Here is a 26,220-nt window from a genome sequence, read left to right on the forward strand (position 1 = left end):
TTCAGGCGGACGGGGATTCTATTTGACAGTGCCTGGCGGTCACCGTTCCGCTCCATTGCCTTTTACAAACAAGGCCATCGGCACACTCGCGAGGTGGTGCTCGGAGCTGGACATCAAGAGGAGCCGATTGACGGTGTTGTCCTGGATGCCACCAGCGGGCAAAAGGCACGACACCCGCGCTTCCGACAGCTGAGCTCCAGACTTCTTCGCGACCTGCACCGTCGAGGCGTGGACACGCTTGAATTCAGCATTGAGGCTGGCTTCAAAATTTGGCTTTGCGCCTCCTTTCGGAAACGCTGACAGGTACTTGAAGACCTTTCGCATGATGTCTGGATAGCCTCGAAATACTCGACGCCCGGCGAAGGCGGCGATTTCCTGGACGTCGTACGGGAAGATAAAGTCAGCTTGCTCCATGCCAGCTCGTAACTGACTCAGCGGCGGTGCACCCTGCGTGCCGCGTCCTGCTGCCGTCACCAGCTCGCGCCAGCGGAACACGCTGTCGGTGACGATGCATGAGCCGGTAGCCTGCGCGAGATACATCGAGATCTCGAAGTTTGGCGCCAACTTAAACGGCGTGAACTGTCCGCCACCCTCGCCGCCCTCGAGCGATCCCTCTTGTAGCACGGCAAGTGGGTCTTGCTCACGAAGCATCTCGAAGCCATCCAAAAGGTCCTCGACAGCCTTTTCATCCAGTTCGGGAGAATTTCGGAGAACTTGGCGCCGAAGCGCCTCTCGTGGCAGCAGCAACATGCTCCGCTTGTGGTCATCCTTCATCAGCTCCGCCAAGCCGGGTTCTTCATCTGGATCGACTCTCATTCCCTGTGACCGAAACTTTGCCATTTCGAACATCTGATCGCGCAAATGAAAATCGAAGTTGCAGGGATCGGGAAATAAGGTGACGAGACCTTGTTCGACAAGCGGCATGATCGCCATGAACAAAATGACCGACTTCAGGAATTCCTGCCGATACGTCTTGGGGTGTTCGAGCGGACTGAACTCCTTGTTTACGGTTCTTGGGTGAATAAAGGGGTGCTCGATCAGCAGTTCGTCGAAATAGAGTGATAGGCCAAGCGCACTGTTCGAAATAAAAGAAGGATGTAGAAATCCGGTGTAAATCCCACGAGCCAAACCATCAGGCTTTGGCAGCATCGCAAGCAAGTTTGTCTCGCGCGGCCACAAGGCGTCGTAGATCCCATACACTTCCTTGATCTTCTCATCGGTAATCTCGCGGCGCACGGTGGCCCAATCGCGGTCTTCCGCGAGACCCAGAATTTTGGAGATGCCTGTAAAAAGCATCAAGTTGCGCTCGCGGATACTGCGCTCCGCCCATGTGGGTCGGAGCGCAACGGGCTTGCGCTCGCAGCACGCACCAAACGCGCGGCTCGACCCGCAACCGCAGGGATCGCGAGAGTGAGGTGTCTTCGCTGGCGGCTTCTTCCTTAGAAATTCACGTTCCTTTTCAGTCCTTCCGAAAGCGTCCTGATAATAGACTTCGCCGTTCTCGAAGCGAGCATACATCTCGCCACCAAAGCGCCAAAGATCGTTCTTGGGGGGAAGGAAGGTACCGCGCAGGTCGGCCCAAGGTTCAGCAGACGAGATCTCTGGGAAAAGCCATTCCTCTTTGCCAGCCGCGATGTACCGCCTCGCTCGCGCCTTGAGCAGTCGGTTGATCCGGATGACCTCTTGGCTCGCAAGCTTGCGCGTACGTATGAACGCGTCAGTGCGAACCATCGAATTGCGATAGTTGCCCGCGAAGGTCCGCTTCTCAAGCGGGTTGGCCGAATGCTCTTCTGCATATTCAAGATTCGTTAGTATGAGGCAAAAATCCCGATTGAGTGGGAAGACAGTCTGCGAGCCTTTAAGCGCGATCGACGGTTCTTTCGGATAGCAGTTGCCCGTCCCATCGGGTGGTATGGCGTAGTTGTAGACAGTGACCGGATGGTCGCTCACGATGAATTTAACGTCGGCGTCCTGCGCCGACACGATCTCTCTAACCCCTTCCGTCCAAATCGTGCAGTGCATCATGCGGATGCCTTGCATCTCGAACATGAGTTCGTTCTGCGTCAGTCGAGGGTACTGCGCACTTAACCAGTCGAGCCCTTTAGGCGTACGGATTTTTTGGATGTCGAGATATTCAAAGAATGTTTTGAAGTGACGATGCTGCTCGCTGGCATCGTCGCCCACAAAGGCGCGGACGGCATGAGCTCCGCGCGTATCGATATCACCGAATAGCTTCCGCTCAATTTCGTCATTCACCGACGTACCGAAGAAGGTAGAATACAGGTCCCGCTGGCAGAAGGCTCGTGATGTGGGCGAAACGAATTTCGATCTCCCAGTTACAACGCGACCGTCCGATCGCACGTGCTGGGGCGGGATCAGATCAAGATACGAATAGGTGTTTTGGCCTGGCTCAAAGAAGCCCTGCTGGTACCATTGGGGTACGTAATGGTTATTGCGTGTCTTCGTCATTTTTCTGAGCATTTGCGGCTTGGTGGACTGGGTGATTCTGAGCCAAGTATATCTTGTGAGAAAAGATGTCGGCGGACGACCCCTCGTCGAGCATCCGGCTCAACCCTCGATCACGATCTCTGTTGCGGGGACGCTGAGCCGATAGCCCCGGCCGCGCACCGTTTCGATCAGGGCCTTGCTCTCGGTATCGGTGAACCCCGCAGCCTTGAAAGCGTCGCGCAGCTCGCGGATCAGATCCTTGGCCTCGCGCGCAGTCGTGGCTTCGACATGGGATCCGGAGGCGACCTGGTCGCGCGACTGCGCCTTTTCCAGCAGACGCTCGAACACGGGGAAAATCTGACGCGACAGGATGACGGAGCGACCATCCCATTGAACCTCGGCCGTGGCCCTTCGCACGCGAAGCACGGGCGCCAGCGGGACCGGCGCCAGAGCCGCGACGTCGATTGTGCCGCCGAGGCCATTTGTGGCGGGCGTCAGCACCTCAAGGGTTTCGATGAGATGAAAGCCCGCATCCTGATGTCGCCGGGCAGTCTCCGCTGGCAACGCCGGTGCGAGGATCGTGATGTCCGAACCCTGCGCGGCCTGGCGCAAAGATGCGATGATGCCGTCGCCGGTCAGGGCTACGGGCTCCAGCGCAAGAAACACCGCCCGACCCGATGGCGTGTCGCCGAGCCGCCAGACCTTCTCCGCCGCCAGTTTCGGGGTCGCGCTGAACCCTGCCGCCGCGCCGATTACGGATGCCAATGCCGCAGCACCCATGCGGAACTCGCGCAAATCGTCCTCGGTGAGATCGACGTCGTGTCGGCGGTTGAGCGGGCACTCAGCACGATATCCATCGCCCGCTTTCCGGATCGGCCGACAGGGGAGTCCGCATTCGCAGGCGTCGCAGACATCCCAATCGGAGAGCGGCGCCTGTTCGACGAGGACACGTTTCGCCAGCAGCCGGTCAAAGCCCGGACCGAAGAACGGCGCGGCAAGCTCGCCAGGCAGGATTGCGTCGTCGCCAGCCTCACTCAGCCGCGTCAACAACCTCAAAATCGTCTCGGTCATTCATCAGCCCGTTCCGTTCGATCAGCTTCATCACCCGCGCCTCATGCTGGGTCCGGCGGAACTGCACGACGCCCGGGGGCCGCAGCTTGACCGTGACCTGCGGCTGGCGCTTGCCGTCGCCCTTGAACAAGATCCGGAACACGAGCTCGCCCAGCCTCCAGGCGCCGCCGAACGAGACCGGTGTGCTGCCGAAATGCTGGAGCGCGTCACCGCCGAGATCCCGCGACCGCAGCGTGCGCACCACGCGGGGATACCCCTTCTTGCCGGGCGCCATCAGGTCGGCCGCCGCCTCGATGATCAGCACCTTGTCTATCAGCGGATCGTAGGCGGCATCGAAGGTAAAGCCCGGTCCGGCCAGTTCGACCGGGCGCAGGGTATAGAGGTCCTGCGCGTCGTCACCGTCGAAGAAGCCTGGCCTGTCGAGGATGATCGAGGCGAAGAGTTCCGCGATCTCGGGCTGATGCGCCTTCCTGATGCGGGCCAGCCGCAACATCCCGGTGTTCTCGGAGTATCGCAGCACGGCGTGGGAAATCTGGCGCACGCTGATGACCCGTTCGACCTGGCCCTCAACGACCGGCATGGTCGAAACCATGGAGCCGTGGCTGACCACGAGGTTGATCTCGTCATCGTCGTCGTAGTCTCCGACCCGGCAGTAGTCCCCGAGAAACGCGTCACGGAAGAGCGCGGCAACGGCCGTCCGGAACGCCTCGACCTTCTCCGCCGTCAGATCGATCGCGACGCCACGTTCCCGCCCGGCATATTCATGCAGGCGGTCGGCGGTGAGCATCGCCATGTGATCGGCGGCCGCGTCAAACAGATCGGGATGCTCCAGAAACACCCGGACGGCGATGTGCTTGGGATCATGCGCCTTGTTCGGCGAGTCCTCGTCGCCGGTCTTCATGTCGGGGAACAGATCGACGCCCTGACGGGCAGCCTGCGCCTGGATGATCTCGAGGCCGCGGGCATCGCCCAGTTCCGCGATGCGGTGCAGATCGCCGCGCAGCCCCTCGGGGTAGCTGTCCTCGGCGCCGGTCAGCAGTTTCTCCAGCGCCTCGCGGGCGACATCCTCCTCCTGGTCCAGCAGGTCGACGGAGAAGCCCTTGTACTTGCCCTCGTGCCGCGCCAGCAGCGGCTTCATCAGGGCGAGATCAATGGTCTTGATGAACCGGGGGTTCACGAACTTCTTCAAATTGCCGGCCACAACGAATCCCCTTTCCTGCAAGACAAGTGTTCCTGTTACGTTCTTTTGATCGATTCTTCAACCTGTGCGGGATCGGTTGGGACGCTTTCCGACATCGACGAGTAGAGGCCAGAGGAGACGACTGCTCCGAGGCCCGCATGAAACGCCCCAATCCGCTCCCGCCCGACCAGATGACGCCCGCAGAGCGCCGTGCCGAATTATGCGGTCTGCTGGCGCTCGGGCTGGTTCGGCTACGGATGCGGGATGGGGGCGAAGTATCTGAGGATACTGGAGAACGTTGCCTACACTATCCGCCCGACCAATGCCGTCATGCAACTCCAACTCATCGGAGAAATGCATGAACAAGCCCGATCCTATCCCCGCGCGCCTGGCCGCGCTGAAGACCACGCCGACGCCCGACCTGAAGCAACAGTGGCGCGACCTGTTCGACAGCGAGCCGCCACCGTTCAACCGCCGCTACCTCGAGTCCCGCCTGGCATACCGAATCCAGGAACTCGCCTATGGCGGGCTGAAGCCCGAAACGACACGGCGTCTGGAACGGCTCGGCGAGGAACTGGACGGCGGCGACAGGAAGAAGCGTGGCATGCGCGCCGACCGTGACCGCCCGATCACCGGCACGCGGCTGCTGCGCGAATGGCAGGGTGTCGAGCAGGTCGTCACCGTCACCACCGACGGCTTCGAGTGGCAAGGTCGGCCGTACAAGTCGCTGTCGGCCATCGCCCGCGCCATCACCGGCACCCGCTGGAACGGGTGGGTCTTCTTCGGCCTCAAGAACCACAGGGGGCGGACATGACGAAGCCGCCCGAAAAATCGAAGGTCGTCCGCAAGCTGCGCTGTGCGGTCTACACCCGCAAATCCTCCGAGGAAGGGCTGGAGCAGGAGTTCAACAGCCTCCACGCCCAGCGAGAGGCGTGCGAGGCGTACATCGCCAGCCAGCGGTCCGAGGGTTGGGTGCTCGTCCGCGATCAGTATGACGATGGCGGCATCTCGGGCGGTACGCTGGAGCGCCCCGGATTGAAGCGGCTGCTGGAAGACATCGAGGACGGGCTGGTCGACGTGGTGGTGGTCTACAAGATCGACCGCCTCAGCCGCTCGCTCGCCGACTTCGCCAAGCTGGTCGAGGTGTTCGACCGGAACGCCGTGACCTTCGTCTCGGTGACGCAGTCGTTCAACACGACCACGTCGATGGGGCGGCTGACGCTGAACATCCTGCTGTCCTTTGCCCAGTTCGAGCGCGAGGTCACGGCCGAGCGCATCCGCGACAAGGTCGCCGCGAGCCGAAAGAAGGGGATGTGGATGGGCGGCGTCCCGCCCTACGGATATCGCGTCGAGAACCGGAAGCTGGTGGTCGACGAAGAGCACGCCGAGCACGTTCGCTGGATCTTCGGCCGCTTCCTCGAGATCGGGTCCTGCACGGAACTGGCGCGGGAGGTCGCGAAGCGCGGCATCCGCACGCCGCGCGGCAACCGGATCGACAAGAAGTACATCTACCGGATGCTGAACAACCGCGCCTATATCGGCGAGGCTGTGCACAAGGGCGACAGCTATCCCGGCGAGCACGACGCCATCATTGATCCCGAGATTTGGGACCGCGTCCACGCCATCCTGCAGGAGAGTCCGCGCAAGCGCGCCGCGCGCACCCGCGCCGACACGCCCGCGCTGCTGAAGGGGCTGCTGTTCGGGCCCGATGGCGCCGCCTTCTCGCCGACGCATACCCGCAAGGGCGACCGGCTCTATCGCTACTATGTCAGCCAGACCGTGCTGAAACACGGCGCTGGATCGTGCCCGGTGGGCCGCGTGCCAGCAGGGGATATGGAGGCCGCCGTCATCGATCAGCTGCGCGCTGTGTTCCGCCAGCCGGAGATCGTGGCCGGGACATGGAAGGCGGCACGCGCCCACACCGACGATATCTCCGAGGCCGACGCCCGCGTGGCCCTGCAGCAGCTCGACCCGCTGTGGGACGAACTCTTCCCCACCGAGCAGGCACGCATCGTGACATTGCTGGTCGAGCGCGTGGACATCGGCACGGAAGGCCTGAACGTGCGGCTCCGTGTCGATGGCCTTGGCGGCCTTGCGCGAGAGATGTTGGCTGGAGACATGGGGGCGGCCGCATGACCCGCGTGGCTCCGATCCCCGACACGGTGACGCTCTACGCCCCGTTCCGCGTCGTGAAGCGCGGCGGGCGGAAGGAGATGCAGTTGCCGGAAGGCGTCCGGCCAGACCGCAAGGCGGACAACACGCTGGTCAAGGCGCTGGCGCGTGCCTTCCGGTGGAAGCGGATGCTGGAGTCGGGCGAGTTCTCGTCGATTTCGGAGTTGGCCGAGAAGGAGGGTATCGCCTTCACCTACATGGCGCGGCTGATGCGGCTGTCGTTGCTGTCCCCGGCAATCGTCGATGCCATCATGGACGGTCGCCAGCCCGCGAATGTCACGCTCGCCGACCTGATGGGTTCGTTCCCGCCCGACTGGCAAGAACAGCAGGCCCTCTGGACTGCAGACAGCGCGCAAGACTGAATCGCGCGTGCAAACGGACAATTCCCGCGATAGGGTCATGGAAAACAAGCCCTTTCTGCAAGTACTGGAATTCGCGCGCATGTCCGACAGCCTGACCGACCTGATCCTCTCCCTGATGCCCGAAGACGGATCGTCGATCGGCAATGGCGCGATGATGGCCCTGTTGCGCGAGCATGTGCCAGTGCTGTCCGACGAGGACTACGCGGCCGCCCGCGATGAGTTGGTTGACGAAGGTGTCCTCGGGCGCGGGCGCGGGCGCGGTGGATCGATCTATCGAGCCGACGTGTCCGACCTGACACTGGAGATGCAGGACGAGGACGAGCCGACGGAGCCTCGCGGCAAAGCCCGAAGCGCGAAAAAATCAGCGGCTTCACGCAGGTCCGGCGAACCGGTGCAGGTGCTGTCCTATCGTCATGGCGAGACGCGGGTGAACAACCCCGAGGTGGGGATGGTCCACGCCGGGACGGACCCGGACGGCGCGCGCACCACATGGGCCTACGACCCGCACCTGGACCCGGTGCTGAACTTCGACTCTGCCCGCGCAGGGGTGGAAAAGCTGATCGACGACGCCCTGGCCAGCGATGACGCGCAGGCGATGAAGGACGCATTGCACGAGCTCAAGCGGCTCCAGCAGCCCTACCTCAACTGGACGGGCAAGGCCGAGCGGACGTCGTTCGACGTCGATACCGTCAGCCTGCACGTGCATGAGCGGGTGGACCCTGCGACCATCCTCGCCAACGCGGCGAAGCGGTTGAAGGGCAAGGATGCGGGCGCGCAATGGCGGCAACCCGACCTGTTCGCAGCGCCGTTCGAGAACCTGCCGCTGCGCCAGGCGCTCGACTTCTACTCCCACGAAAAGGGCTGGTCGAACCGGCTGGTGTCGGGAGACAGCCTGCTGGTGATGAACTCGCTGCTGACCAAGGAAAGCATGGGCGGCAAGGTTCAGATGATCTACATCGACCCGCCCTACGGCATCAAATACGGGTCGAACTTCCAGCCCTTCACGAACAAGCGCAAGCTTTCGGAATCAGACAAGGACGAAGACCTCACTCAAGAACCAGAGATGATCAAGGCGTTTCGGGACACTTGGGAACTCGGCATACATTCTTATCTCACCTACTTGCGAGATCGACTCATCCTTGCACGCGACTTACTCAGCAATAGTGGCTGTGTTTTTGTGCAGATTTCGGACGAAAATGTTCACTTGGTTCGCGGAATACTTGATGAGATTTTTGGTACTCAGAATTTTGTTTCGCAGATTTCATTCTCAAAGACAGGCTCTGTTGCCGGAAGTCATCTAGGAAAAGTTTGTGACATTCTTCTGTTCTACGCAAAGGACAAGGACAATCTGAAATATCGAACGCTATATGAGAAAAAAGCCGATAACGGTGATGATTTCTCTGAGGATCCGCTGAAGTCAGACGGATATCGCAGCACTACGACTGTCCCATATGTGTTTATGGGGAAGGAGTGGCCTTGCGCTCCCAATGAGCACTGGAAAGTGCCGATCCCCAATTTGGATAGAGTAGCGAAAGCAGGGAGAATTATTCCAAAGACAACTTCGCTTCGCTTAAGAAAAGAAGCCACAGACTTTGAGTACAAGGTCTTTCATTCGATCTGGCTGGGCTTCGGCGGTGCGTCAAATATGCAGTATGTTGTCGAGACAAATATAAAAATTGTAGAGCGATGCATTCTAATGACTACCGATCCGAGCGATCTGGTCCTCGATCTGACTTGCGGCTCGGGCACCACTGCCTTCGTGGCAGAAAAATGGGGGCGCCGCTGGATTACCTGCGATACGTCCCGTGTGGCCATCACGCTTGCCAAGCAAAGATTGATGACCGCGGCTTTCGATTACTACTCGCTTAGATATCCACACGAAGGGTTGACTGGTGGTTTTGACTACGAGACGGCGCAGCGCATTACTCTGGGATCGATTGGAAGCAACAGTGACATCGACACAATTTGGTCTGAAGATCATCCGAAAATTCATTCGGCGCTGACGGACCTGATTGCCGCATTGGCCACCGCTCCGCCGAAGCCTCTCAAGCCCGCGCAGGGCGTACGCAAGGGCAAGCCGGTGGACTTCGCCAAGGGCGAAACCCTACACGAATGGGAGGTGCCCTTCGACTGGCCCGAGGATTGGCCGGAAGCCGCCCGCGCGCCTTTTGACGCCTTTCACGCTGCCCGGCAGGCGATGCAGCGCCGCATGGACCAGTCCATCTCCGACCATGCCGATCAGGAAACGCTCTACGACAAGCCGCGCATCGACCGGAACCGCCTGCGCATCACCGGGCCCTTCTCGGTCGAAGCGGTGCCCGCACCGACTGTCCTGTCGCTCGATGACAGCCTTCCGCCCGTTGAGGCAGACGACAGCATTGCCCGCACGGGCGAGACCTCGCGCCAGTCGCTCTGGCGCGACGAGCTTCTGAAGACCGGCGTCCGGGCGAAGGGCGGCGCGATGCTGCGCTTTGCCGAGTTCGAAACGCTGCCGGGTCTGCGCCACCTCCATGCCAGCGGATCGCTGGCCGATACCGGAGAGCGGGTCGTCGTCAGCTTTGGTCCCGAACACGCAGCCCTCGAACAGCGCCAGGTGGAACTGGCCCTGACCGAGGCCGAAACCCTGCGTCCCGCGCCGAAGTTCATCCTGTTCTGCGCCTTCACCTTTGACCCCGAGGCCGCCAAGGACATTGACGAGGTCAACTGGCCCGGCGTCACGCTGCTCAAGGCGCAGATGAACACGGACCTGCTGACTGAGGATCTGAAGAAGGCGCGCTCCTCGAACCAGTCCTTCTGGCTGATGGGTCAGCCCGATGTAGAGCTGCGCAAACGCAAGGACGGGATGTGGGAGGTCGAGGTCAACGGCTTCGATTACTTCGATCCAAAGGCGGGCGACCTGGTGTCGGGCGGCAAGAAGCAGATCGCCATGTGGTCGCTGGACACCGATTACGACCAACGCTCCCTCATGCCCCATCAGGTGTTCTTTCCGATGGCGGACGCCAAGGGCGGATGGAACCGGCTGAAGGCGACCGTCCGATCCGAACTGGACGAGGATCTGCTGGAGCAGTTCCATGGCACCGTGTCGCTGCCTTTTGCGGCGGGCGACAACCGGCGCATCGCGGTGAAGATCGTCGATGATCGCGGGATCGAGTCCCTCAAGATCATGCCGCTCGAGGGCTGAACCCATGTCCCTCATCATCAACACGCCATTCGTCTGCCCGGCTCAGCATTGGATCGAGGGCAAGGGTGGCAAGCTCGAAATCAAGCCCGAGCGCCGCCCGGCGAGCTACGAGGTCTTCGACGCCCGCAACAACACGAAGCGGACAGAAGTGCTGGACCTGGTCAATACCATCCGCGCCCGGGTCGACGCCTGGCGCGAGGCGGGCTGGCCCGGCGTGACCATCGTGACCCGCAAGCTTCTGGAACACTGGCACGACCGAGACGCGCGACAGCACCCGTTCTATTTCTGCCAGCTGGAGGCAATCGAAACCTTGATCTGGTGGGTCGAGGGGGCGGAGGCATTCAAGCAGGGCATCGCGATCCCCGGCGACGGCGGGACCTGGGAGCGCCTTTGCAACAAGATGGCCACGGGCGCGGGCAAGACCACGGTGATGGCGATGATCATCACCTGGCAGGTCCTGAACGCGCTGACCTACCCGAAGCGGAACAAGGATTTCAGCCGCGCAGTGTTCATCGTGGCGCCCGGCCTGACTGTGAAGGAACGATTGCAGGTCCTGCTGCCCAGCGAGGGCTCTTATTACGACGAGTTCAACCTCTGCCCATCCGAGGCGCTGCGCCAGAAGCTGAACCAGGCCGAGGTGCTGATCGAGAACTGGCACACGCTGATGCCGCTGAAGGAGCAGGAACGCTCGGTCGTGAAGAAGGGCCGGGAGTCGGACGAGGCTTTCACCCGACGCGTGCTGGGCAAGCTGGCGGCACACAAGGATATCATCGTCATCAATGACGAGGCCCACCACGCCTATCGGAAACCGCCCGAAGTGAAGATCAGCAAGAAGATGGCCGCAGAGCAGGGGATTGACCTCGACGAGGCCACCCGCTGGATCGAGGGGCTGGACCGCATCCACAAGACGCGTCGCATCCAGCGCTGCTTCGACCTTTCAGCGACTCCGTTTGCGCCGACCGGCAAGAAGAGCACGGACACGGCGCTGTTCGACTGGATCATCTCGGATTTCGGGCTGAACGACGCGATCGAGGCCGGGCTGGTAAAGACGCCGCGCGTCGTGGTGCGCGACGATGCCTTGCCCGACGCGAGGACGCTGCGGTCGAAGCTCTATCACATCTACCGTGATCCTTCGGTCTCCGAGGATCTGAACAGGGCGAAGGCCGAACCGCACGAGGCACTGCCGAAGCTGGTGCAGGACGCCTATACGCTTCTCGGCGCGGACTGGCGCGAAACGCAGAGGCAGTGGCGAGAGGCAGGTCATCATTCCCCGCCGGTGATGCTTACGGTCTGCAACCGCACCGAGACGGCCGCGCGGGTCGAGCACTATTTCAACCAGGGCGACTCGCACTGGCCGGAGCTGCATGCGCCGAACAGGACGCTGCGTGTCGACTCAAAGGTGCTGGAGAAGGCGGAAATCGGCGAAGCCGCCACGTCCGACAAAGATTACGAGAACAGGCTGAAGGAAATCATCGAGGCTGCAAACCTGCCGGAGACACGAAAGCAGCAGCTTCAGGGGATGAAGAAGGAGGAACTGCTGCGTGAGATCGTCGACAATGTCGGCAAGCGCGGCGCTGCTGGCCAGGACCTGCAGAACGTCATCTCCGTCGCGATGCTGTCCGAAGGCTGGGACGCGAAGAATGTAACCCACATCATGGGCTTGCGCGCATTCACCTCGCAGCTTTTGTGCGAGCAGGTCGTCGGCCGCGGTCTTCGCAGGGTCTCTTACGACACGGACGAGAACGGGCTGTTCCTGCCAGAGTATGTGAACGTTTTCGGCGTTCCGTTGTCCATCTCGGAAACCGGGGAAGGTGGCGACCCGCCTCCACCCCCCAGACCGACCACCCAGATCGAGGTCATTCCTGATCGGGCACACCTTGAGATCAAGTGGCCCAATGTCCTGCGCGTCGAGACCGTGGTGAAGCCACAGCTGACCATGGCGTGGGACAAGGTGCCTGCACTTGAGCTCGACCCGGCCTCGACCCCCATAAGTGCTGAACTGGCCCCCGCCTTGGGAGGGGCCACAGACATGGGCAAGGTCACCGCGATCGATCTCGAACGCCTTCCGGACGGGTTTCGCCTGCAGAGACTTGTCTTTCAAGCTGCCAGAAAAGGCTTCGCCGAACTGCGGCACAGCTTCTCCGGAACCGAGGAGTACCTCGCGGCTCAGCTGGTGCGCATAGTCGAGACCTTTCTGAATTCGAAGCTTCTCGACATTCCGTCACTCTTCCACTCGGACCCATTGCGTCGCCGGATCCTGATCGCCTTGAACATCGATCTCGTCGTCCAGCACGTCATGCGTCATGTGAGCGAGCAGAATACTGAGCGCCTCACTCCGGTCTTTGATGAAGAGAACCCGATCGGCGCCACCGGTCAGATGCGCACCTGGTATACGACCAAGCCCTGCTTCCCGGCCATCAAGTCGCACATCAGCCACCTCGTCGGCGATTCGTCGTGGGAGGGACACGCGGCGAATGTGTTCGAGGGGCGGGACGACGTAGTCGCCTATGCGAAGAACGATCACCTCGGCTTCCAGATTCAGTATATGTGGGCCGGTTCACGTCGCCGGTATGTGCCCGACTTCCTTGTCCGGCTGTCTGTCGGCAAGATGCTTGCCCTCGAAATCAAGGGAACCGACAGCCCCCAGAACAAGGCAAAGCGGGATGCGCTGAACGAATGGGTAAAGGCCATCAACGCGTCGGGTGGTTTTGGGTGCTGGTCATGGGATGTCGCCTTCAAGCCGGGCGACGTACAGGACATCATCACGAAACACACGGCCGTTGCCGAGCCAGTTGAATAGTTCTGGCACAAGATCGTCCTCGAATCCTGGCTGGACTGCGAACGACTATCTCGGCAGTTTGGCTGCTTCGTTGCCGACGATTCCTGAAAGGAATGCCTCGTCCAGCTTCGGCTCGTCCCATCGCTCGGCGACGGCCAGCCAACGGTCGAGGTGGTCGCGGAACCCCGGATCGCCAGCCTTGAGGTGAAACGTGTAGAGTCGGTCGACAATCTGCCGCATCAGGTGTCGCATCCGGTCGTCGTCGAGATGGGATGCATCGGTCCAGGGAATCTGCCGACCGTCGGCGTCAGTGATGAATACGTCCGAATAGTCGCCCGCGTGGGTGACCGGGACAGTCCCGGCGTGCAGTTCCTCGATTCCCGTATTGCGCACACAGATCATCGCCATCAGCTGCGCCAGCCGGGCAGCGATACGAGCCTCGTCGGCCGGTTTCATGGGTCGGACCTTTGTGGATCGTTCGAGTGCGGTTTCATGAACAACTCGGCAAGAGTCGCTTCGGCTCGGGCCAGTCCGGCTTCCGTCAGAGCGAGCGATTTCGCCTTGCCGACGGGATCGTGGATCAGGCCCTTCGCGTGCAGCCGGTCGCTGATGGACCAGTCGATCCCTTTCCAGACACGGTTGCTGTCATGCAAGGTCAGGCTGAGGATGGCCAGCGCCGCGTCATCAAGTTTGTCGGTGTCGAGGTCCAATTCCGTCATGTACGGCCTCCTCCACCAACAAGATGCCGTCATCGCCCTGAATTCTCAATGGCGGAAGGGATTTGCGAGGCTGGACGGGGGAAAGAACGGGTTGGATTTCTGTTCCATTTCACGAACGCCACTGGCATCGAAGTGTTCAGGTGGCGCGGGGAACTCTCCGCATGTTTACAACTGGTTACGGGCTTTGTACCGAATGCGCGCAGTCGAGAGGTTCGGAGAATATCGAGCTCCAGAGAACGTATCCGGCTACTGTGGCAAGGACACCAGTGCAAAGCCGACTGCGCATAACCCCCGAAAACAACGAGAAAATTCGGCCGGAGCCTGATGGGGAGAACGCTTTCGCAAGGGCGAGTGGCGGAGGGAGAGGGATTCGAACCCTCGATACGGTTGCCCGTATACACGCGTTCCAGGCGTGCGCCTTCAACCACTCGGCCACCCCTCCGTTTCGCGGACGGCCCGAATACACCGCCTTGCGCCCAATATGCAAGTTGTCGTGAGGGCCCGCGGGCTCGCGCTTGGCTCGGCGTCCCGCTGCGCTTATGTAATGGACGATCCGTTTCCAGGCGAGGCCGCGCGCGATGCTGCGATTTCTGTCCCGATTTGTCGGTCTGTGGCTGCTGGCCGGCGCGCTGGTGGCGCTGGTGGTCGACGGCGCCAAGACGATTGCCGCCGGCAGCATTGTGACCACTCCGCTCGGCGCGCTGTGGTTCTCGGTCAGCCCCGAAAGCCTGCGTGCCGCCCAGGCGGGCGTGGAGGGCAGCGTCCATCCGTTCCTGTGGGATCCGGTGATCGTCGCCCTCCTGCAGGCGCCGACCTTCGTCGTGCTCGGCCTGCTGGGGGTGCTGCTTATGCTGGCCGGCCGCAGGAAGCGCGAGGTCAGGCTGTCCGAACTCGAGATCAGGTGAACGGCTATCGGGCCGGACCCGGTCCGCAACAAGGGAGACATCGAGAATGTTTCTGTTCCGGAAAGACGTGAAGATGCCGGCTCCCGGTGAGGCGTTGCCCGGGCGATCCGAACCGATACCCACCGCGCCCAGTCATTTCGTCAACGGCCGCGACCTTGCCGGTCCCTATCCCGACGGCCTGGAGATCGCAACGTTCGGCATGGGCTGCTTCTGGGGCGTCGAGCGGATCTTCTGGAACCTGCCCGGCGTCTGGGTGACGGCCGTGGGCTATTCCGGCGGCGAAACCCCCAATCCCACCTACCAGGAGGTCTGCACCGGCCGGACCGGCCACAACGAGGTCGTCCAGGTTGTGTTCGACCCGCGGCAGATCTCCTACGAGGCCCTGTTGAAGGCGTTCTGGGAGGGCCACGACCCGACCCAGGGCATGCGCCAGGGCAACGATGTCGGTACCCAGTATCGCTCGGGCATCTACGTGCACGGCAACGCGCAGCGAGAGGCTGCGCAAGCCTCCAGGGCTGCGTATGAGGCGGCCCTCGCCGACCGCGGCCTCGGACCGATCACCACCGAGATCGTCGAGGCGGGACCGTTCTATTTCGCCGAGGACTATCACCAGCAGTATCTAGCCAAGAACCCCGGCGGGTACTGCGGGCTTGGCGGTACCGGCGTCGCCTGCCCGATCGGCACGGGCGTCGCCGCCTGACGTGTCGCGCCGGCCGGTCGCGGCGCTCGCTCCGCGGCCGGCGCCGCGTCACCGCACGGCGTAGACCTCGACCGGCCGGGCGATGCCGCGCAGGCCGTGGCGGCCGTGCGGCACGAGCTTTTCGCCGACATGGGCGGCGAACGCCGCCGACGCCATGATCGTCTGCGGGAATCGCTTCGAGAGATCCTGCAGCCGGCTGGCGAGGTTCACCGCCTGGCCGATGACCGTGAAGTCCAGCCGCCGGCGGGTGCCGACATTGCCGTAACCGACCTCGCCGTGGTGCAGGCCGATCCCGTAGCCGATGTCGCCGGCGCCAAGCCCGGCGGCTTCGGGGACGCGGGCGAAGCCCCGGTCGGCGCCGAGTGCGGCGGCCAGCGCCGCGTGGCAGGCCGCCGCAGGTCCGCCGTCGTCCGGGAACACCGCCAGCAGGCCGTCGCCGAGGAACTTGAGGATCTCCCCGCCGTGCTCCTCGATCGGACCGCCCAGCGTCTCGAACCACGCATCGAGCAGCCTGACGGTCGCGGCAGGCGGCAGCCGCTCCGACAGGGCCGTGTAGTCGCGCAGGTCCGCAAACAGGATCGCGGCGTTCACGGTCACCAGGTCGCCGCGGTCGATCAGTCCCTCGAAGACGCGCCGGCCCGATCGCGGCCCGACATAGGCATCGAGCAGGTTGACGGCGATCTCGCGGACCGCGAGCCGCTCGATATGCGGACTGATCACGGCGGTCGCCGCTGCCAGCCGGGCCAGCATGCTCTCGGAGAACCCGTCCGCAGATCGCGTCGCAAACGAGATCACCGCGGTGCGGGTGTCGTCGACGAAGGGGAGGGGGTGGATGATGTAGTCCGTCCCGCCGGCGTGGCGCATGTCGACGATGGTCGGCATCGCCAGATCGGTCTCGGTCAGCCGGATCCGGAGCGGCTCACCGGTCTCGTCGACGATCCGGACCGGGCTGTCGAGATAGTCGTGGCTTTCCGCGACCCCGTCGCGCTCACGGTGGAATGTCGTGATCTCGCCCTCCGACCACGTCACCGTCCTGCCGCTCTCGGTGGGATGCAGCGTCTCGATGCCGATGAACGTGCGCCAGAGCGGCACGCCGAGCTCGTTCAGGCCGCGGCTGACGAGGTCCACAAGGTCCTCGTATGTCGGGATGCCGGCTTCCGCGACGGTCACGGCGAGCCGTTCCGGCAATTCGCCGAGCACGGCTGAGTCCAGGCCCACCTGGCCCGGGCCCGCGTCGGGCGCTGCCGGACGCCCGTGCCGCCTCACCGCCGAGGCAGGGGATTGGGACGCGGCGCCGGAGCGTTCGTCGGCACCGGCGCCTGGGCCTGCACGTCGGCCACCATCCGGCACTCCTGCGGAAGGTCCGCCATCGTCATCGGCGGCTTCGGCTTGACCGGGCCGTCGGCCGGCTTCCACGGCTCGTCGCTCAGCCACCAGGCGAGATCGCTGCCGCAGCCGTCCCCGGCGGGAGGCGGGGCCTGGTTGACGCAGCCTGTGCTGCCGGCCGGGCAGCTGATGCGGATGTGGAAATGGTAGTGGTGGCCCCACCAGGGCCGCACCTTGCGCAGCCAGTCGCGGTCGTTGCCGGCAAAGTCGCACAACGCCTTCTTGATCGCCGGATGCACGAAGATGCGGGCGACCTGCGGGAACTTCGCCGCCCGGCGGATCAGCGCCGCGTGCGCCGGCGTCCAGATGTTCGGATCGACTTCGCGCACCCCGTCCTTGAGCATCGAGGTGGCGGAAATGGACTCGCGCTCCTGGGCGGTCAGAGTGCGGTTCGGCATCGGCGTCAGCCAGATGTCGGCGTCGAGGCCGATCTGGTGGCTGGCATGTCCGTCGAGCATCGGTCCGCCGCGCGGCTGGGCCAGATCGCCGACCAGCAGGCCGTTCCAGCCTTCGGAGCGGGCGCCGACGGCGAGTTGCTCGACCAGCCTGACGAGTTCGGGATGGCCCCAGTTGCGGTTGCGCGACAGCCGCATGGCCTGCCAGGCCGGCCCGTCGACCGGCAGTGCCGCGGCCCCGGCGAGGCAGCCGCGGGCATAGGAGCCGATCGCACGCGACTGCAGCGGCGCCGGCCCGGTCTTGCTTCCGAACACGTCCTTGGCGACCTGGGCGCCGGCGCCCGAAAGGCCAGGCGCCAGCAGGCAGGCAAGCGCCGTCAGCACCGTCGCGACACGAAGGCGGAGTCCGGTGGAGGGGCGACAGGCCGATCGAAACTGCGTCATGGGTTCGCTGCCGTCATTTGCGGGAGGGCGGATCCGCGACGGATCGCCTCCGAAGTTGCCAATGCCCCCGCCCGATGCTGCCCGGACATGGTAAACGACTCGTCAAGCGCGACAAGCGGGCATGCAATCCCCGGCGCTCACGTCGCCGCACCCCGCGGGGCCTGTGCGCCGTGGCCGATATCGGGCGGGTCGATTTCGACGGTAGTGTGGTCGACGCCGAGTTCGGATTTGATTCGTGCCTTGACGGCGGCGATTGTCCGGAAGCCGTCGGCATCGTCCTCGAGCACCACGTTCAGCGTGATCAGCGGCCGGTTCTCGTCGAGTGCCCAGACGTGGACGTGTCTGACCGCGGCCACGCCCTCGATGTGGCCTTCGAGCACGGTGCGGACCCGTCCGGGCTCGAGGCCCGCCGGGGTGCCCTCGAGCAGGATGTGGCCGGACTCGCGGCACAGCTTGATTGCCGAGCGCAGGATCAGCAGGCCGACCAGCACGGACAGGATCGGGTCGATCGGCATCCAGCCGGTTGCCAGGATCACGCCGGCGGCGACGATGGCGGCGATCGATCCCAGGAGGTCGCCGGCGACGTGGATCAGCGCGCCCCTGACGTTCAGGCTCTCCTTGTGGCCGCCCATCAGCACCAGGAAGGAGACGATGTTGGCAATCAGTCCCGCGACCGCGACGACCAGCATCGGACCGGCCAGGACCGTGACCGGCTCCTGGAAACGCTCGGCGGCCTCGATCAGGATGAAGGCCGTGATCATGAAGATCGCGATCGCATTGGCAAACGCCACCAGCACGGGCAGGCGGCGGTTGCCGAAGGTGCGCTTCTCGGTCGGATCGGCCCCGGCGAGCCGGAACGCCCACCAGGCGAAGCCGAGCGACACGGCGTCGGTGAACATGTGCGCCGCGTCCGCGACCAGTGCCAGCGATCCGGTCAGCACGCCGCCGATCGCCTCCGCAACCATGAACACCGCGGTGATCAGCGCGGCGATTCCGAGGCGGCGCTGATTGGCGGACCCGTGCACGTGCCCGGGGCCATGGTTGTGCCCGTGACTGCCGTGGTCGTGTCCCGCGCCCATGACCTTCAGGAATGCCCGCTTTCGTGGTCCCGGATCGATCCCCGCCGACAGCCGCAGCCGTCGCCGCAGGAGCGGCACACCGAGCAGATTGTGCCGGTCGATGTCAACTGCCGCGAACAGGTTGCCATGCCTTCCTTGGCCGGCACGGATACTCTACGGTCTGCGCGGCAGGAAAAACAGCAAGGAGGCCCGCATGCTCACGCCGATCTGGGGTTTGCCCGAGAACGTCATAGGGTTCGAGGCCAGCGGCCGGGTCAGCAACTCGGACTACAAGGAGCGCCTGATCCCGGCTCTGGAGAAGGCCATCGCGGAGAGCGGCCCGGTCCGGTTCCTCTATGTGCTGGGCGACGGGTTCGATGGCTACGACCCGACGGCGATGTGGGACGATACCCTGTTCGGCCTCAAGCACATAAAGGACTTCAGGAAGGTCGCCGTGGTCACCGACGATTCGCTCTATGCCGGCGCCACCCGGATGTTCGCCCCGATGATGCCCTGCGAGGTCAAGGTCTTCCCGCTGTCCGAGCGCGACGCCGCCAAGGCCTGGGTGGCCGAGTGAGCGGGGTGCGGTGCCGGACAGACGCAGCCCATGGGTAAGGCCGTCGCGATCGTCCTCGGGCTGGCCATGCTCGTCCACCTGATCAGGCCGCTCGGCCTTCCGGGCCTGAGGAAACGGTCGGATGCCTGGAAGATCGCCCTGTTCGCGCTGTTCGCGATGGTGATCCTGGTCGGCATCCGACCGGAATAGCGTCGCGCCCCCCGGGAAAGCGAGGCGCGGAGCGTCTCGGCCGCCTGCGGCCCGGGACAACGCCTACAGATGCTTCACGAACCAGTCGCGCTGCTCGGCCGACGATATCCTGAACGGCTCGTCCGTGTAGGCGTCGAAGTGGCCGCCGGGCAGGACCAGCAGCTTCTTCGGCTCCAGCGCCTCCTCGTAGGCGCGCGCGGTCAGGTCGAACGGCGTCAGATGGTCGCCGCTCGCCACCACCAGCAAGAGAGGCGTCGGCGCGATCCGGGAAACGTAGGTAGCCGGTTCGTACTCGGTGAACATCTCGATCGAGCGTAGCGTCACCTCGTTCTTCCAGTTGGTCTCGCGGGCCTCCTGGAAGCCCATGAAGAACTCGTAGGTGTCCGCCGTCGGCAGGGCGGACGGCTGCCCTTCCGGCGCCGTCACCGGCATCTTTGCGCCGGGATCGCCGGCCATGCGGGCGGCGCGGTCGCCCTCGAAGGCGGCGCGCAGGCCCGTCCACATGTCGCCGCGTATCAGGCGGCGGGCCGTCTCCAGCCCGTAGGTGAGCGGCACCTGCGAGACCACGCATTTGACCCGGCGGTCGATCGCCGCCACCACCAGCACGTGCCCGCCCGAATAGCTCGATCCCCATATGCCGATACGCTCGGCATCCACTTCGGGTTGGCTCTGGGCCCAGGTGATTGCGTCGCGGTAGCCGTCGATCTGGGCCCAGGGATCGGCGTGGCTGCGCGGCTCGCCGTCGCTGACGCCGAAGCCGCGGTGATCGTAGACGATCACGCCGAGACCGGCCTCTGCAAAGACCTCGGCGAAGTCGTCGAGGAATATCTCGCGGGTCGCCGTGAAGCCGTGCGCCATGATCACGGTCGGAGCCGGCCCGTCGACGCCCTTGGCGGGAAAGTGCCAGCCGCGCAGCGTCACGCCGTCCTCGGTCCGAAATTCGATATCGCGCCTCATCGTTTCCTCCTCTGGGATGTTCCGGTGCGGCGGCAACGATGGCTGGCGCCTCCCGCCTGCGCTTGTCCAGGAGGGAAATCGCTTGTGCGAGAGGGAAGCGGCGGTGTGATAATGTCCGGCAAAGGACCGCACGGCCGTCACGCAACCGTCAACGAGGTCCGCCTGGGGAAACGCGATGAACGCAGCTGGAAGCGGCTCGGCCGGGGTCTCCGCCGGCCAGTGGTCGACACGAAACCTGCCGGATGCGGTGCGGGCCGAAGCTGCCCGCCACATGCTCAGCCAGGTGCATTTGCCCTGGAGCCTGAAGCTGCGCGACCGGGCGGCCTACCAGTGCCGGCTCGACTGGCGGGAGCTGGGCGGCTGCACGCTGATCGACTGCCGCAGCGCGCCGCTTGCCGGATGGCGCGGCACGCCGGAGATCCGCCGCACGCAGGGCGACCACCTCGGTCTGCTGCTGGTGCTGTCGGGAACCGAGCGGGTTCGGCAGGGCGAGACCGCCGCAACGCTCGGCAGCGGCGACATGCTGCTCTGGGATGCCGCTCGGCCGCTCGCTTTCGAGGTCGCCGGTCCGCTCCACAAGATCACCGTGCTGATCCCGCGGGAGCGGCTCGCGCGCGCCTGTTCCGGAGACCGGTTCGAGGGGACCCGGCCGCTCAACGGCCATGCCGGACTGGGCGCCCTGGTCGCCGGCCACGTCACGGCGCTCGGACGGTTCGCCCACGAGATCCCGGCCGGCGACGTGCCGCTGGCGAGCGATCTGATCGTCGACCTGCTCGGCCGCCTGCTGGCGCCGACGGAAATGCCGGCGGCGGCCGGCGACCTGATGTCGCGCGTCCTGCGGATCGTCGAGGCGCGGCTCGAGGACCCCGACCTGTCGCCCACCACCATCGCCGCGGCGGTCGGCGTCACCCCGCGCTACCTGCACATGGCCTTCGCCGACAGCGGCCGCACCCTGTCGACCCACATCCGCCTTCGGCGCACCGAGCGGATGCGCCGTGACCTGACAGATCCGCGGATGGCGCACCTGTCGATCACGGACATCGCGATGCGCTGGGGCTTCGCCGATTCCGCCCACGCCAGCCGCACGTTCCGCAAGGCCTACGGGATGTCTCCGAGCGCGTTCCGCGCCGGCTCCCGCTGAGACGGGATCGTCCCGCCCACGCCGAAGTCCGTGGTGGCGTGCGTGGCGATCCCGGCGTCGCGGATCCTTTCGATCCATTCCCTGTAGCGGGGCGCGAGACCTTCGCGGGGGATCCGGAACCAGGCCTCGGTGAAGCGTCCGGGATGGCGTTCGATCGCGGCATGGTAGACCTCCGGATCGTGCTGGCCGGTGTCGCCGATCAGGACGAAGGACAGGTCCGGATTGGCGGCCAGGATCTTGTCGATCATCTTGCCCTTGTGCTCCCCGTGCGAGCCCTTGATGAACTTGGTTCTGGAGATTCCCAGATCCCGGAGAAACAGGGGGCCGGGCACGAGCCCGTTGCGCTCGAATACGCGCACCAGGAAGGCGTGCAGGTTCCAGGGCGACGAACTGACGTAGAACACCGGGTTGACACCGGCGTGAAGCCGTTCGAGCAGCGTCTTGGCATCGGGAAAGACCTGCCGGCTGGCGACGTTTCCGGTCAGCGTATTGAAGAGATTGCGCCACAACGACCATGCGTCGGTGCGGATCAGCGTGTCGTCGATATCGGAAATGATGCCGAAGCGGGCAGCCGGATCGGTGACGATGATCGGAAGCAGCACCTTGCAATCGTATCCGGTCAGGCTTGCTTCCACGCTGACCGCCCCGTCGGCCGGACGCGGCAGGTCGATGTGGAAGTATCCCTCTTCATCGGCGACGTCGCGGACGTTCCCTATCCGGATCTCGACGCCGGGCACCTCGTGTGTGATGAAGCGCTTGATCATGTTCCGGAAATTGCTCCACAGGGAGCTGTCGGGCGCAACGTTCTCGGCGACCGGCTTGCCGTCGAGCACACGCCCCCTCGCGACGATATGGTCCGGCGCCGAATATCCGATGAACGGATCGATGTAGGGCGACGACGTCTCGCGCCGGAACGGCCGCCGGTCCCAGGCGCTCTCGGCGAGAACGGCTCCCCTGTGCAGAATTCGCTTCAAGACGGTCACGAAAGCTCCAGGCGACTGCGCTCAGGCCGCGTAGCGGTTGCGGATCAGGGCGTAGAGCGCCCGGATCGCCTGCGCCTCGCCGCCCTCCGGCCTGCCCGGGGCCGAGCTCCGGTTCCAGCAATAGGCGTCGAAATGGGCCCAGGACGTGGACTTTTCTACGAAACGCGCGAGGAAAAGGCCGGCCGTGATCGCGCCCGCGAAGGGACCGCTGCCGGCATTGTTGATGTCGGCGGCCTTGCTCTCCAGCATCTTCTCGTAGGGCTGCCAGAGCGGCAGTTGCCAGACCGGGTCCTGGACGGCGTGGGACTGGCGGGAAATCTCGACCGCCAGCGCCTCGTCACGGCTGAAGAAGGCGGCCAGATCCGGTCCCAACGCCACCCGCGCGGCGCCGGTCAGCGTCGCCATGTCGATCAGCAGGTCGGGATGCTCCTCGTCGGCCAGCGCCAGCGCGTCGGCCAGCACCAGCCGTCCCTCCGCGTCGGTGTTGCCGATCTCGACGGTGACGCCCTTGCGGCTCCGCAGGATATCGCCCGGCCGGAAGGCGTTGCCCCCCACCGCGTTCTCGACCGCCGGCACCAGGACCCGCAGCCGCACCGGCAGCTTCGCCGCCATCACCATCGAGGCGAGGCCGAGCACGCAGGCGGCGCCGCCCATGTCCTTCTTCATCATCAGCATGCCGGCGGCGGGCTTGATGTCGAGGCCGCCGGTGTCGAAGCAGACGCCCTTGCCGACCAGCGTCAGCTTCAGCGCGGAGGGATCGCCCCAGGTGATGTCGATCAGCCGGGGAGCGCGGTGGCTGGCGCGTCCGACCGCGTGAATCATCGGGAACCCCGCCTCGAGCAGGTCGTCGCCTTCCGTCACCGCCACAGCCGCGCCGTGGCGTTCGGCAAGCTGCCGCGCGGCGGCCTCCAGTTCGGCGGGGCCCATGTCGTTCGACGGCGTGTTGATCAGGTCGCGCGCCAGCGAGATTCCCGCCGCTATCCGCTCGACATCCTCGGCGTCGATCCAGTCGGGCACGATGAGGCGCACGTCGTCGCCCCCATCCTTCCCCTGTCCGTCCGCCCGGCCGGCCTTGTAGGCGTCGAACCTGTACCGCCCGAGCGCGAAGGAAAGCACGGCGAGTGCCCCGTCGTCGGGATCGTTCTCGAACCGGTAGGTGCCCGCAGGGAGCAGGTCAGCCAGCTTGCCCGGAAGCAGGCCGTTCCTGTCCGTTGCGCCGGAGGGGCCGAGACCGAACAGGACACGCGACAGTTTTCCGGATTCATCAGGCAGCAGCGCGATACGTCCGGCGGTCGGCTTGAAGCCGGTCGCTTCCAGGTAGGCACACTCCGTATCGCCCAGGCCTTCCAGGGACCCGTCTTCGCCCGGCTCAACGAATCGGATCGGCACCGACGCAAGCGTGGTCGAGGCGGGCAGCAGGCAAGCGGTCATGGCGGCTCCTTGATACTTTCAGGCGGGACAGTCGCAACGGGGCAGGGAACAGATAGCGCGCCCGCGCCGCCGGCGCCAATAGGCGCGGAGCTTCCGGGCCGCTTCGAATTCCCTCAGCCAACCCTTCGCCGCGTCCGGCGACGCCGGCCTATACAGTCGCCGAACCGTCGTTTAATTGAAACCAGCGCAGCTGATTGTGTGGACGAAGGGAGGCTGGTGGAGCGATGGCAACCGGATACGTGAAGAGCGAACTGGTAACCGTCTTCGGCGGTTCCGGCTTTGTCGGTCGCCATGTCGTGCGCGCGCTGGCGCGGCGCGGCTACCGGGTCCGCGCGGCGGCGCGGCGTCCGGATTTGGCCGGCTTCCTGCAGCCGCTCGGCGCGGTCGGGCAGATCCATGCCGTCCAGGCGAACATCCGCAACCGCGAGTCCGTCGACCGGGCCGTGGCGGGATCCGACGCCGTCGTCAACCTCGTGGGCGTGCTCTACGAGACCGGCAGGCAATCCTTCGACGCCGTCCAGGCATTCGGGCCGGGCGCCATAGCGGCGTCGGCCGCGGCCGCCGGCATCACGCGCTTCGTGCAGGTTTCCGCGATCGGCGCCGATCCGGACTCGGACTCGAAATACGCCACCACCAAGGCCGCCGGCGAGAAGGCCGTCCTCAAGGCCTGTCCCGGCGCGGTGATCTACCGGCCCTCGATCATCTTCGGTCCCGAGGACGACTTCTTCAACCGGTTCGGGTCGATGGCGCGCTTCTCGCCGGTGCTGCCGCTGATCGGCGGCGGCGAGACACGGTTCCAGCCGGTCTTCGTGGGCGACGTGGCCGAGGCGATCGCGCTGGCCGTCGACGGCAAGGCGAGGCCGGGGACGATCTACGAACTCGGCGGCCCCGAGGTGCGCACCTTCCGGCAGCTCATGGAGTACATCTTGGCCGTCACCGGCAGGAAGCGCCTTCTCGTTCCGATTTCCTTCGGCATGGCCCGTCTCAAGGCGCAGGTCCTGCAACTGGCGCCGAAGCCGCTGCTGACCGTCGACCAGGTCCGCCAACTCGGCCGCGACAACGTCGTCTCCGAGGAAGCCGTCAGGGACCATCGCACGATCGAGGACCTCGGCATCGACCCGCGCGCAATCGAATCGATCGTGCCCACCTATATCGACCGCTACCGCAAGGCCGGCCAGTTCACCACACCCGACCCGACGGCACCGCGGCCGTAACCGGCATTTGCCGCCGGCTCAGCGGTAGAGCACCCACAGCAGAACGACGCCCATCGCCAGCCGGTAGAGGACGAAGGGCATCATCGAGGTGCGCTTCAGCAGCGCCATCATGAACCAGATCGAGGCGAAGGCCGCAACCGCCGACAGCGCGGCGGCGACCAGCGCGTCGCCGGCGATGATCGCCGCCTGATCGCCGGACATGGTCAGCGCCGTGCCGGCACCGGTGGCGAGGATCGCCGGGATCGCCAGCACCATCGAGAACCGGGCGGCCTCCGTCCGCTCGAAGCCGAGCGCGCGGGCCGCCGACATGGTGATGCCGGATCGGCTGACGCCGGGGATCAGGGCGATGCATTGCGCCAGTCCGACCCAGACCGCGTCGGAGATGCCGATGTCGGAAAAGATCTTCGCGCGCGATCCCAGCGCGTCGCAGGCCCACAGCACGAGCGCGAAGACGATCGTTGTCCACGCGATCACCTCGAGCGAGCGCACCGCGTCGACGAGGCCGGTCTCGATCATGACGAATCCGACGATCGCCAGCGGCACCGAGGCGAGGATCAGCAGCAGGATCAGCCGCCGTGCCGAGGTGGCCCGGAACAGTACCAGATCGCGCAACCCCCCGATCAGATACAGCATGTCCCGCCAGAAGTAGGCCATCACCGCCACAAGACTGCCAACATGTATGGCAACGTCTATGGCGGGCCCCTCGTCGGGATAGGTCGTCAGGAGGTGCAGCAGGTTGAGGTGACCGGACGAGGAGACGGGGAGGAACTCGGTCAGGCCCTGGATAATCGCTAGGACGACAAGCTGGTCGGCGGTCACGGGGGATCCTTCAGGATGCGATTCGGGTTGTTCGCCGTGTGACGCGCCTCTATATCGGAACGCTTTGTTAGCGCCAATCGCCCAAAAAAGCTGTCCTGACGGGCAAACC

At 64.6% G+C, this 26,220-nt stretch carries 23 protein-coding genes and 1 tRNA gene; 11 read left to right on the forward strand and 13 right to left on the reverse strand.

Annotated elements, in window-relative coordinates:
- Positions 1 to 39: 39 nt before the first annotated feature.
- The 3 genes from V3328_RS05055 to V3328_RS05065 all read right to left on the reverse strand — a co-directional run bounded on the left by V3328_RS05055 (position 40) and on the right by V3328_RS05065 (position 4,696).
- Positions 40 to 2,469, reverse strand: coding sequence for a DUF4238 domain-containing protein (locus tag V3328_RS05055; protein ID WP_340328529.1), 2,430 nt, complete (start codon positions 2,467 to 2,469; stop codon positions 40 to 42).
- A 99-nt stretch (positions 2,470 to 2,568) separates the two neighbouring features.
- Entirely contained in the window at positions 2,569 to 3,519 is a 951-nt protein-coding gene (locus V3328_RS05060) for a winged helix-turn-helix domain-containing protein (protein WP_340328530.1), read from the reverse strand.
- Positions 3,479 to 4,696: a hypothetical protein gene (locus V3328_RS05065; RefSeq protein WP_340328531.1), complete on the reverse strand. Its 1,218-nt coding sequence runs from the start codon at positions 4,694 to 4,696 to the stop codon at positions 3,479 to 3,481. Before V3328_RS05065 ends, V3328_RS05060 begins: the two co-directional genes overlap by 41 nt.
- 361 nt (positions 4,697 to 5,057) lie before the next feature.
- On the opposite strand from V3328_RS05065, the gene V3328_RS05070 reads away from it, so the two are divergent.
- Genes V3328_RS05070 through V3328_RS05090 form a run of 5 tightly spaced genes read left to right on the forward strand, consistent with a single transcriptional unit; the run spans position 5,058 to position 13,214 of the window.
- Positions 5,058 to 5,513 carry a DUF2924 domain-containing protein gene (locus V3328_RS05070; RefSeq protein WP_340328532.1) on the forward strand — a complete coding sequence of 152 codons (456 nt, stop codon included), beginning with the start codon at positions 5,058 to 5,060 and terminating at the stop codon, positions 5,511 to 5,513.
- Positions 5,510 to 6,835 (forward strand): recombinase family protein, encoded by a 1,326-nt coding sequence (locus V3328_RS05075; protein WP_340328533.1) that lies wholly within the window; start codon positions 5,510 to 5,512, stop codon positions 6,833 to 6,835. Before V3328_RS05070 ends, V3328_RS05075 begins: the two co-directional genes overlap by 4 nt.
- Entirely contained in the window at positions 6,832 to 7,233 is a 402-nt protein-coding gene (locus V3328_RS05080) for a hypothetical protein (protein ID WP_340328534.1), read from the forward strand. The genes V3328_RS05075 and V3328_RS05080 overlap by 4 nt, the downstream gene beginning before the upstream one ends.
- Positions 7,234 to 7,270: 37 nt before the next feature.
- Positions 7,271 to 10,414: a site-specific DNA-methyltransferase gene (locus V3328_RS05085; RefSeq protein ID WP_340328535.1), complete on the forward strand. Its 3,144-nt coding sequence runs from the start codon at positions 7,271 to 7,273 to the stop codon at positions 10,412 to 10,414.
- Between the two features lie 4 nt (positions 10,415 to 10,418).
- Positions 10,419 to 13,214 carry a BPTD_3080 family restriction endonuclease gene (locus tag V3328_RS05090; protein ID WP_340328536.1) on the forward strand — a complete coding sequence of 932 codons (2,796 nt, stop codon included), beginning with the start codon at positions 10,419 to 10,421 and terminating at the stop codon, positions 13,212 to 13,214.
- Positions 13,215 to 13,259: 45 nt separating this feature from the next.
- Here V3328_RS05090 and V3328_RS05095 read toward each other — a convergent pair whose 3' ends face one another.
- The 3 genes from V3328_RS05095 to V3328_RS05105 form a co-directional block, all read right to left on the reverse strand.
- A complete protein-coding gene (locus V3328_RS05095; protein ID WP_340328537.1) occupies positions 13,260 to 13,649 on the reverse strand; it encodes a hypothetical protein in 390 nt (129 codons plus the stop codon).
- A complete protein-coding gene (locus tag V3328_RS05100) occupies positions 13,646 to 13,912 on the reverse strand; it encodes a DUF6429 family protein (RefSeq protein ID WP_211317147.1) in 267 nt (88 codons plus the stop codon). The genes V3328_RS05095 and V3328_RS05100 overlap by 4 nt, the downstream gene beginning before the upstream one ends.
- Before the next feature lie 352 nt (positions 13,913 to 14,264).
- Positions 14,265 to 14,354 (reverse strand) — tRNA-Ser (locus tag V3328_RS05105).
- A gap of 136 nt (positions 14,355 to 14,490) precedes the next feature.
- Here V3328_RS05105 and V3328_RS05110 point away from each other — a divergent pair.
- On the forward strand, positions 14,491 to 14,817 hold the full coding sequence (locus V3328_RS05110; protein WP_340328538.1) for a hypothetical protein: 327 nt from the start codon (positions 14,491 to 14,493) through the stop codon (positions 14,815 to 14,817).
- Positions 14,818 to 14,863: 46 nt separating this feature from the next.
- Positions 14,864 to 15,517, forward strand: coding sequence for a peptide-methionine (S)-S-oxide reductase MsrA (msrA, locus tag V3328_RS05115; protein WP_340328539.1), 654 nt, complete (start codon positions 14,864 to 14,866; stop codon positions 15,515 to 15,517).
- A 48-nt stretch (positions 15,518 to 15,565) separates the two neighbouring features.
- On the opposite strand, the gene V3328_RS05120 is transcribed toward msrA, so the two are convergent.
- The 3 genes from V3328_RS05120 to V3328_RS05130 all read right to left on the reverse strand — a co-directional run bounded on the left by V3328_RS05120 (position 15,566) and on the right by V3328_RS05130 (position 18,821).
- Positions 15,566 to 16,717 (reverse strand): adenylate/guanylate cyclase domain-containing protein, encoded by a 1,152-nt coding sequence (locus V3328_RS05120; protein ID WP_340328540.1) that lies wholly within the window; start codon positions 16,715 to 16,717, stop codon positions 15,566 to 15,568.
- A gap of 62 nt (positions 16,718 to 16,779) precedes the next feature.
- Positions 16,780 to 17,742: a penicillin-insensitive murein endopeptidase gene (gene mepA / locus V3328_RS05125; RefSeq protein ID WP_340328541.1), complete on the reverse strand. Its 963-nt coding sequence runs from the start codon at positions 17,740 to 17,742 to the stop codon at positions 16,780 to 16,782.
- A gap of 137 nt (positions 17,743 to 17,879) precedes the next feature.
- Complete coding sequence (locus V3328_RS05130; RefSeq protein WP_340328542.1) at positions 17,880 to 18,821, reverse strand: cation diffusion facilitator family transporter; 942 nt, start codon at positions 18,819 to 18,821, stop codon at positions 17,880 to 17,882.
- A 193-nt stretch (positions 18,822 to 19,014) separates the two neighbouring features.
- On the opposite strand from V3328_RS05130, the gene V3328_RS05135 reads away from it, so the two are divergent.
- Both V3328_RS05135 and V3328_RS05140 read left to right on the forward strand, forming a co-directional pair.
- Positions 19,015 to 19,377: a SpoIIAA family protein gene (locus tag V3328_RS05135; protein WP_340328543.1), complete on the forward strand. Its 363-nt coding sequence runs from the start codon at positions 19,015 to 19,017 to the stop codon at positions 19,375 to 19,377.
- Between the two features lie 30 nt (positions 19,378 to 19,407).
- Complete coding sequence (locus V3328_RS05140; RefSeq protein WP_340328544.1) at positions 19,408 to 19,566, forward strand: hypothetical protein; 159 nt, start codon at positions 19,408 to 19,410, stop codon at positions 19,564 to 19,566.
- A 63-nt stretch (positions 19,567 to 19,629) separates the two neighbouring features.
- Here V3328_RS05140 and V3328_RS05145 read toward each other — a convergent pair whose 3' ends face one another.
- Positions 19,630 to 20,523 carry an alpha/beta hydrolase gene (locus tag V3328_RS05145; RefSeq protein ID WP_340328545.1) on the reverse strand — a complete coding sequence of 298 codons (894 nt, stop codon included), beginning with the start codon at positions 20,521 to 20,523 and terminating at the stop codon, positions 19,630 to 19,632.
- A gap of 175 nt (positions 20,524 to 20,698) precedes the next feature.
- Here V3328_RS05145 and V3328_RS05150 point away from each other — a divergent pair, with 175 nt between their 5' ends.
- Complete coding sequence (locus V3328_RS05150) at positions 20,699 to 21,664, forward strand: AraC-like ligand-binding domain-containing protein (protein ID WP_340328546.1); 966 nt, start codon at positions 20,699 to 20,701, stop codon at positions 21,662 to 21,664.
- Here V3328_RS05150 and V3328_RS05155 read toward each other — a convergent pair.
- Positions 21,622 to 22,647 carry a phosphatase domain-containing protein gene (locus V3328_RS05155; protein ID WP_340328547.1) on the reverse strand — a complete coding sequence of 342 codons (1,026 nt, stop codon included), beginning with the start codon at positions 22,645 to 22,647 and terminating at the stop codon, positions 21,622 to 21,624. The two genes, V3328_RS05150 and V3328_RS05155, sit on opposite strands and share 43 nt — an antisense overlap.
- A 21-nt stretch (positions 22,648 to 22,668) precedes the next feature.
- The gene (locus V3328_RS05160; protein WP_340328548.1) at positions 22,669 to 24,078 is read right to left on the reverse strand and encodes a leucyl aminopeptidase family protein; all 1,410 of its coding nucleotides are present in this window, start codon (positions 24,076 to 24,078) and stop codon (positions 22,669 to 22,671) included.
- A gap of 224 nt (positions 24,079 to 24,302) precedes the next feature.
- Here V3328_RS05160 and V3328_RS05165 point away from each other — a divergent pair, with 224 nt between their 5' ends.
- Positions 24,303 to 25,292 (forward strand): complex I NDUFA9 subunit family protein, encoded by a 990-nt coding sequence (locus tag V3328_RS05165; protein WP_340328549.1) that lies wholly within the window; start codon positions 24,303 to 24,305, stop codon positions 25,290 to 25,292.
- A gap of 18 nt (positions 25,293 to 25,310) precedes the next feature.
- On the opposite strand, the gene V3328_RS05170 is transcribed toward V3328_RS05165, so the two are convergent.
- Entirely contained in the window at positions 25,311 to 26,111 is an 801-nt protein-coding gene (locus V3328_RS05170; RefSeq protein ID WP_340328550.1) for an undecaprenyl-diphosphate phosphatase, read from the reverse strand.
- Between the last annotated feature and the right edge of the window lie 109 nt (positions 26,112 to 26,220).

The organism is Microbaculum marinum, from assembly GCF_037855135.1.
GTDB lineage: Bacteria > Pseudomonadota > Alphaproteobacteria > Rhizobiales > Tepidamorphaceae > Microbaculum > Microbaculum marinum.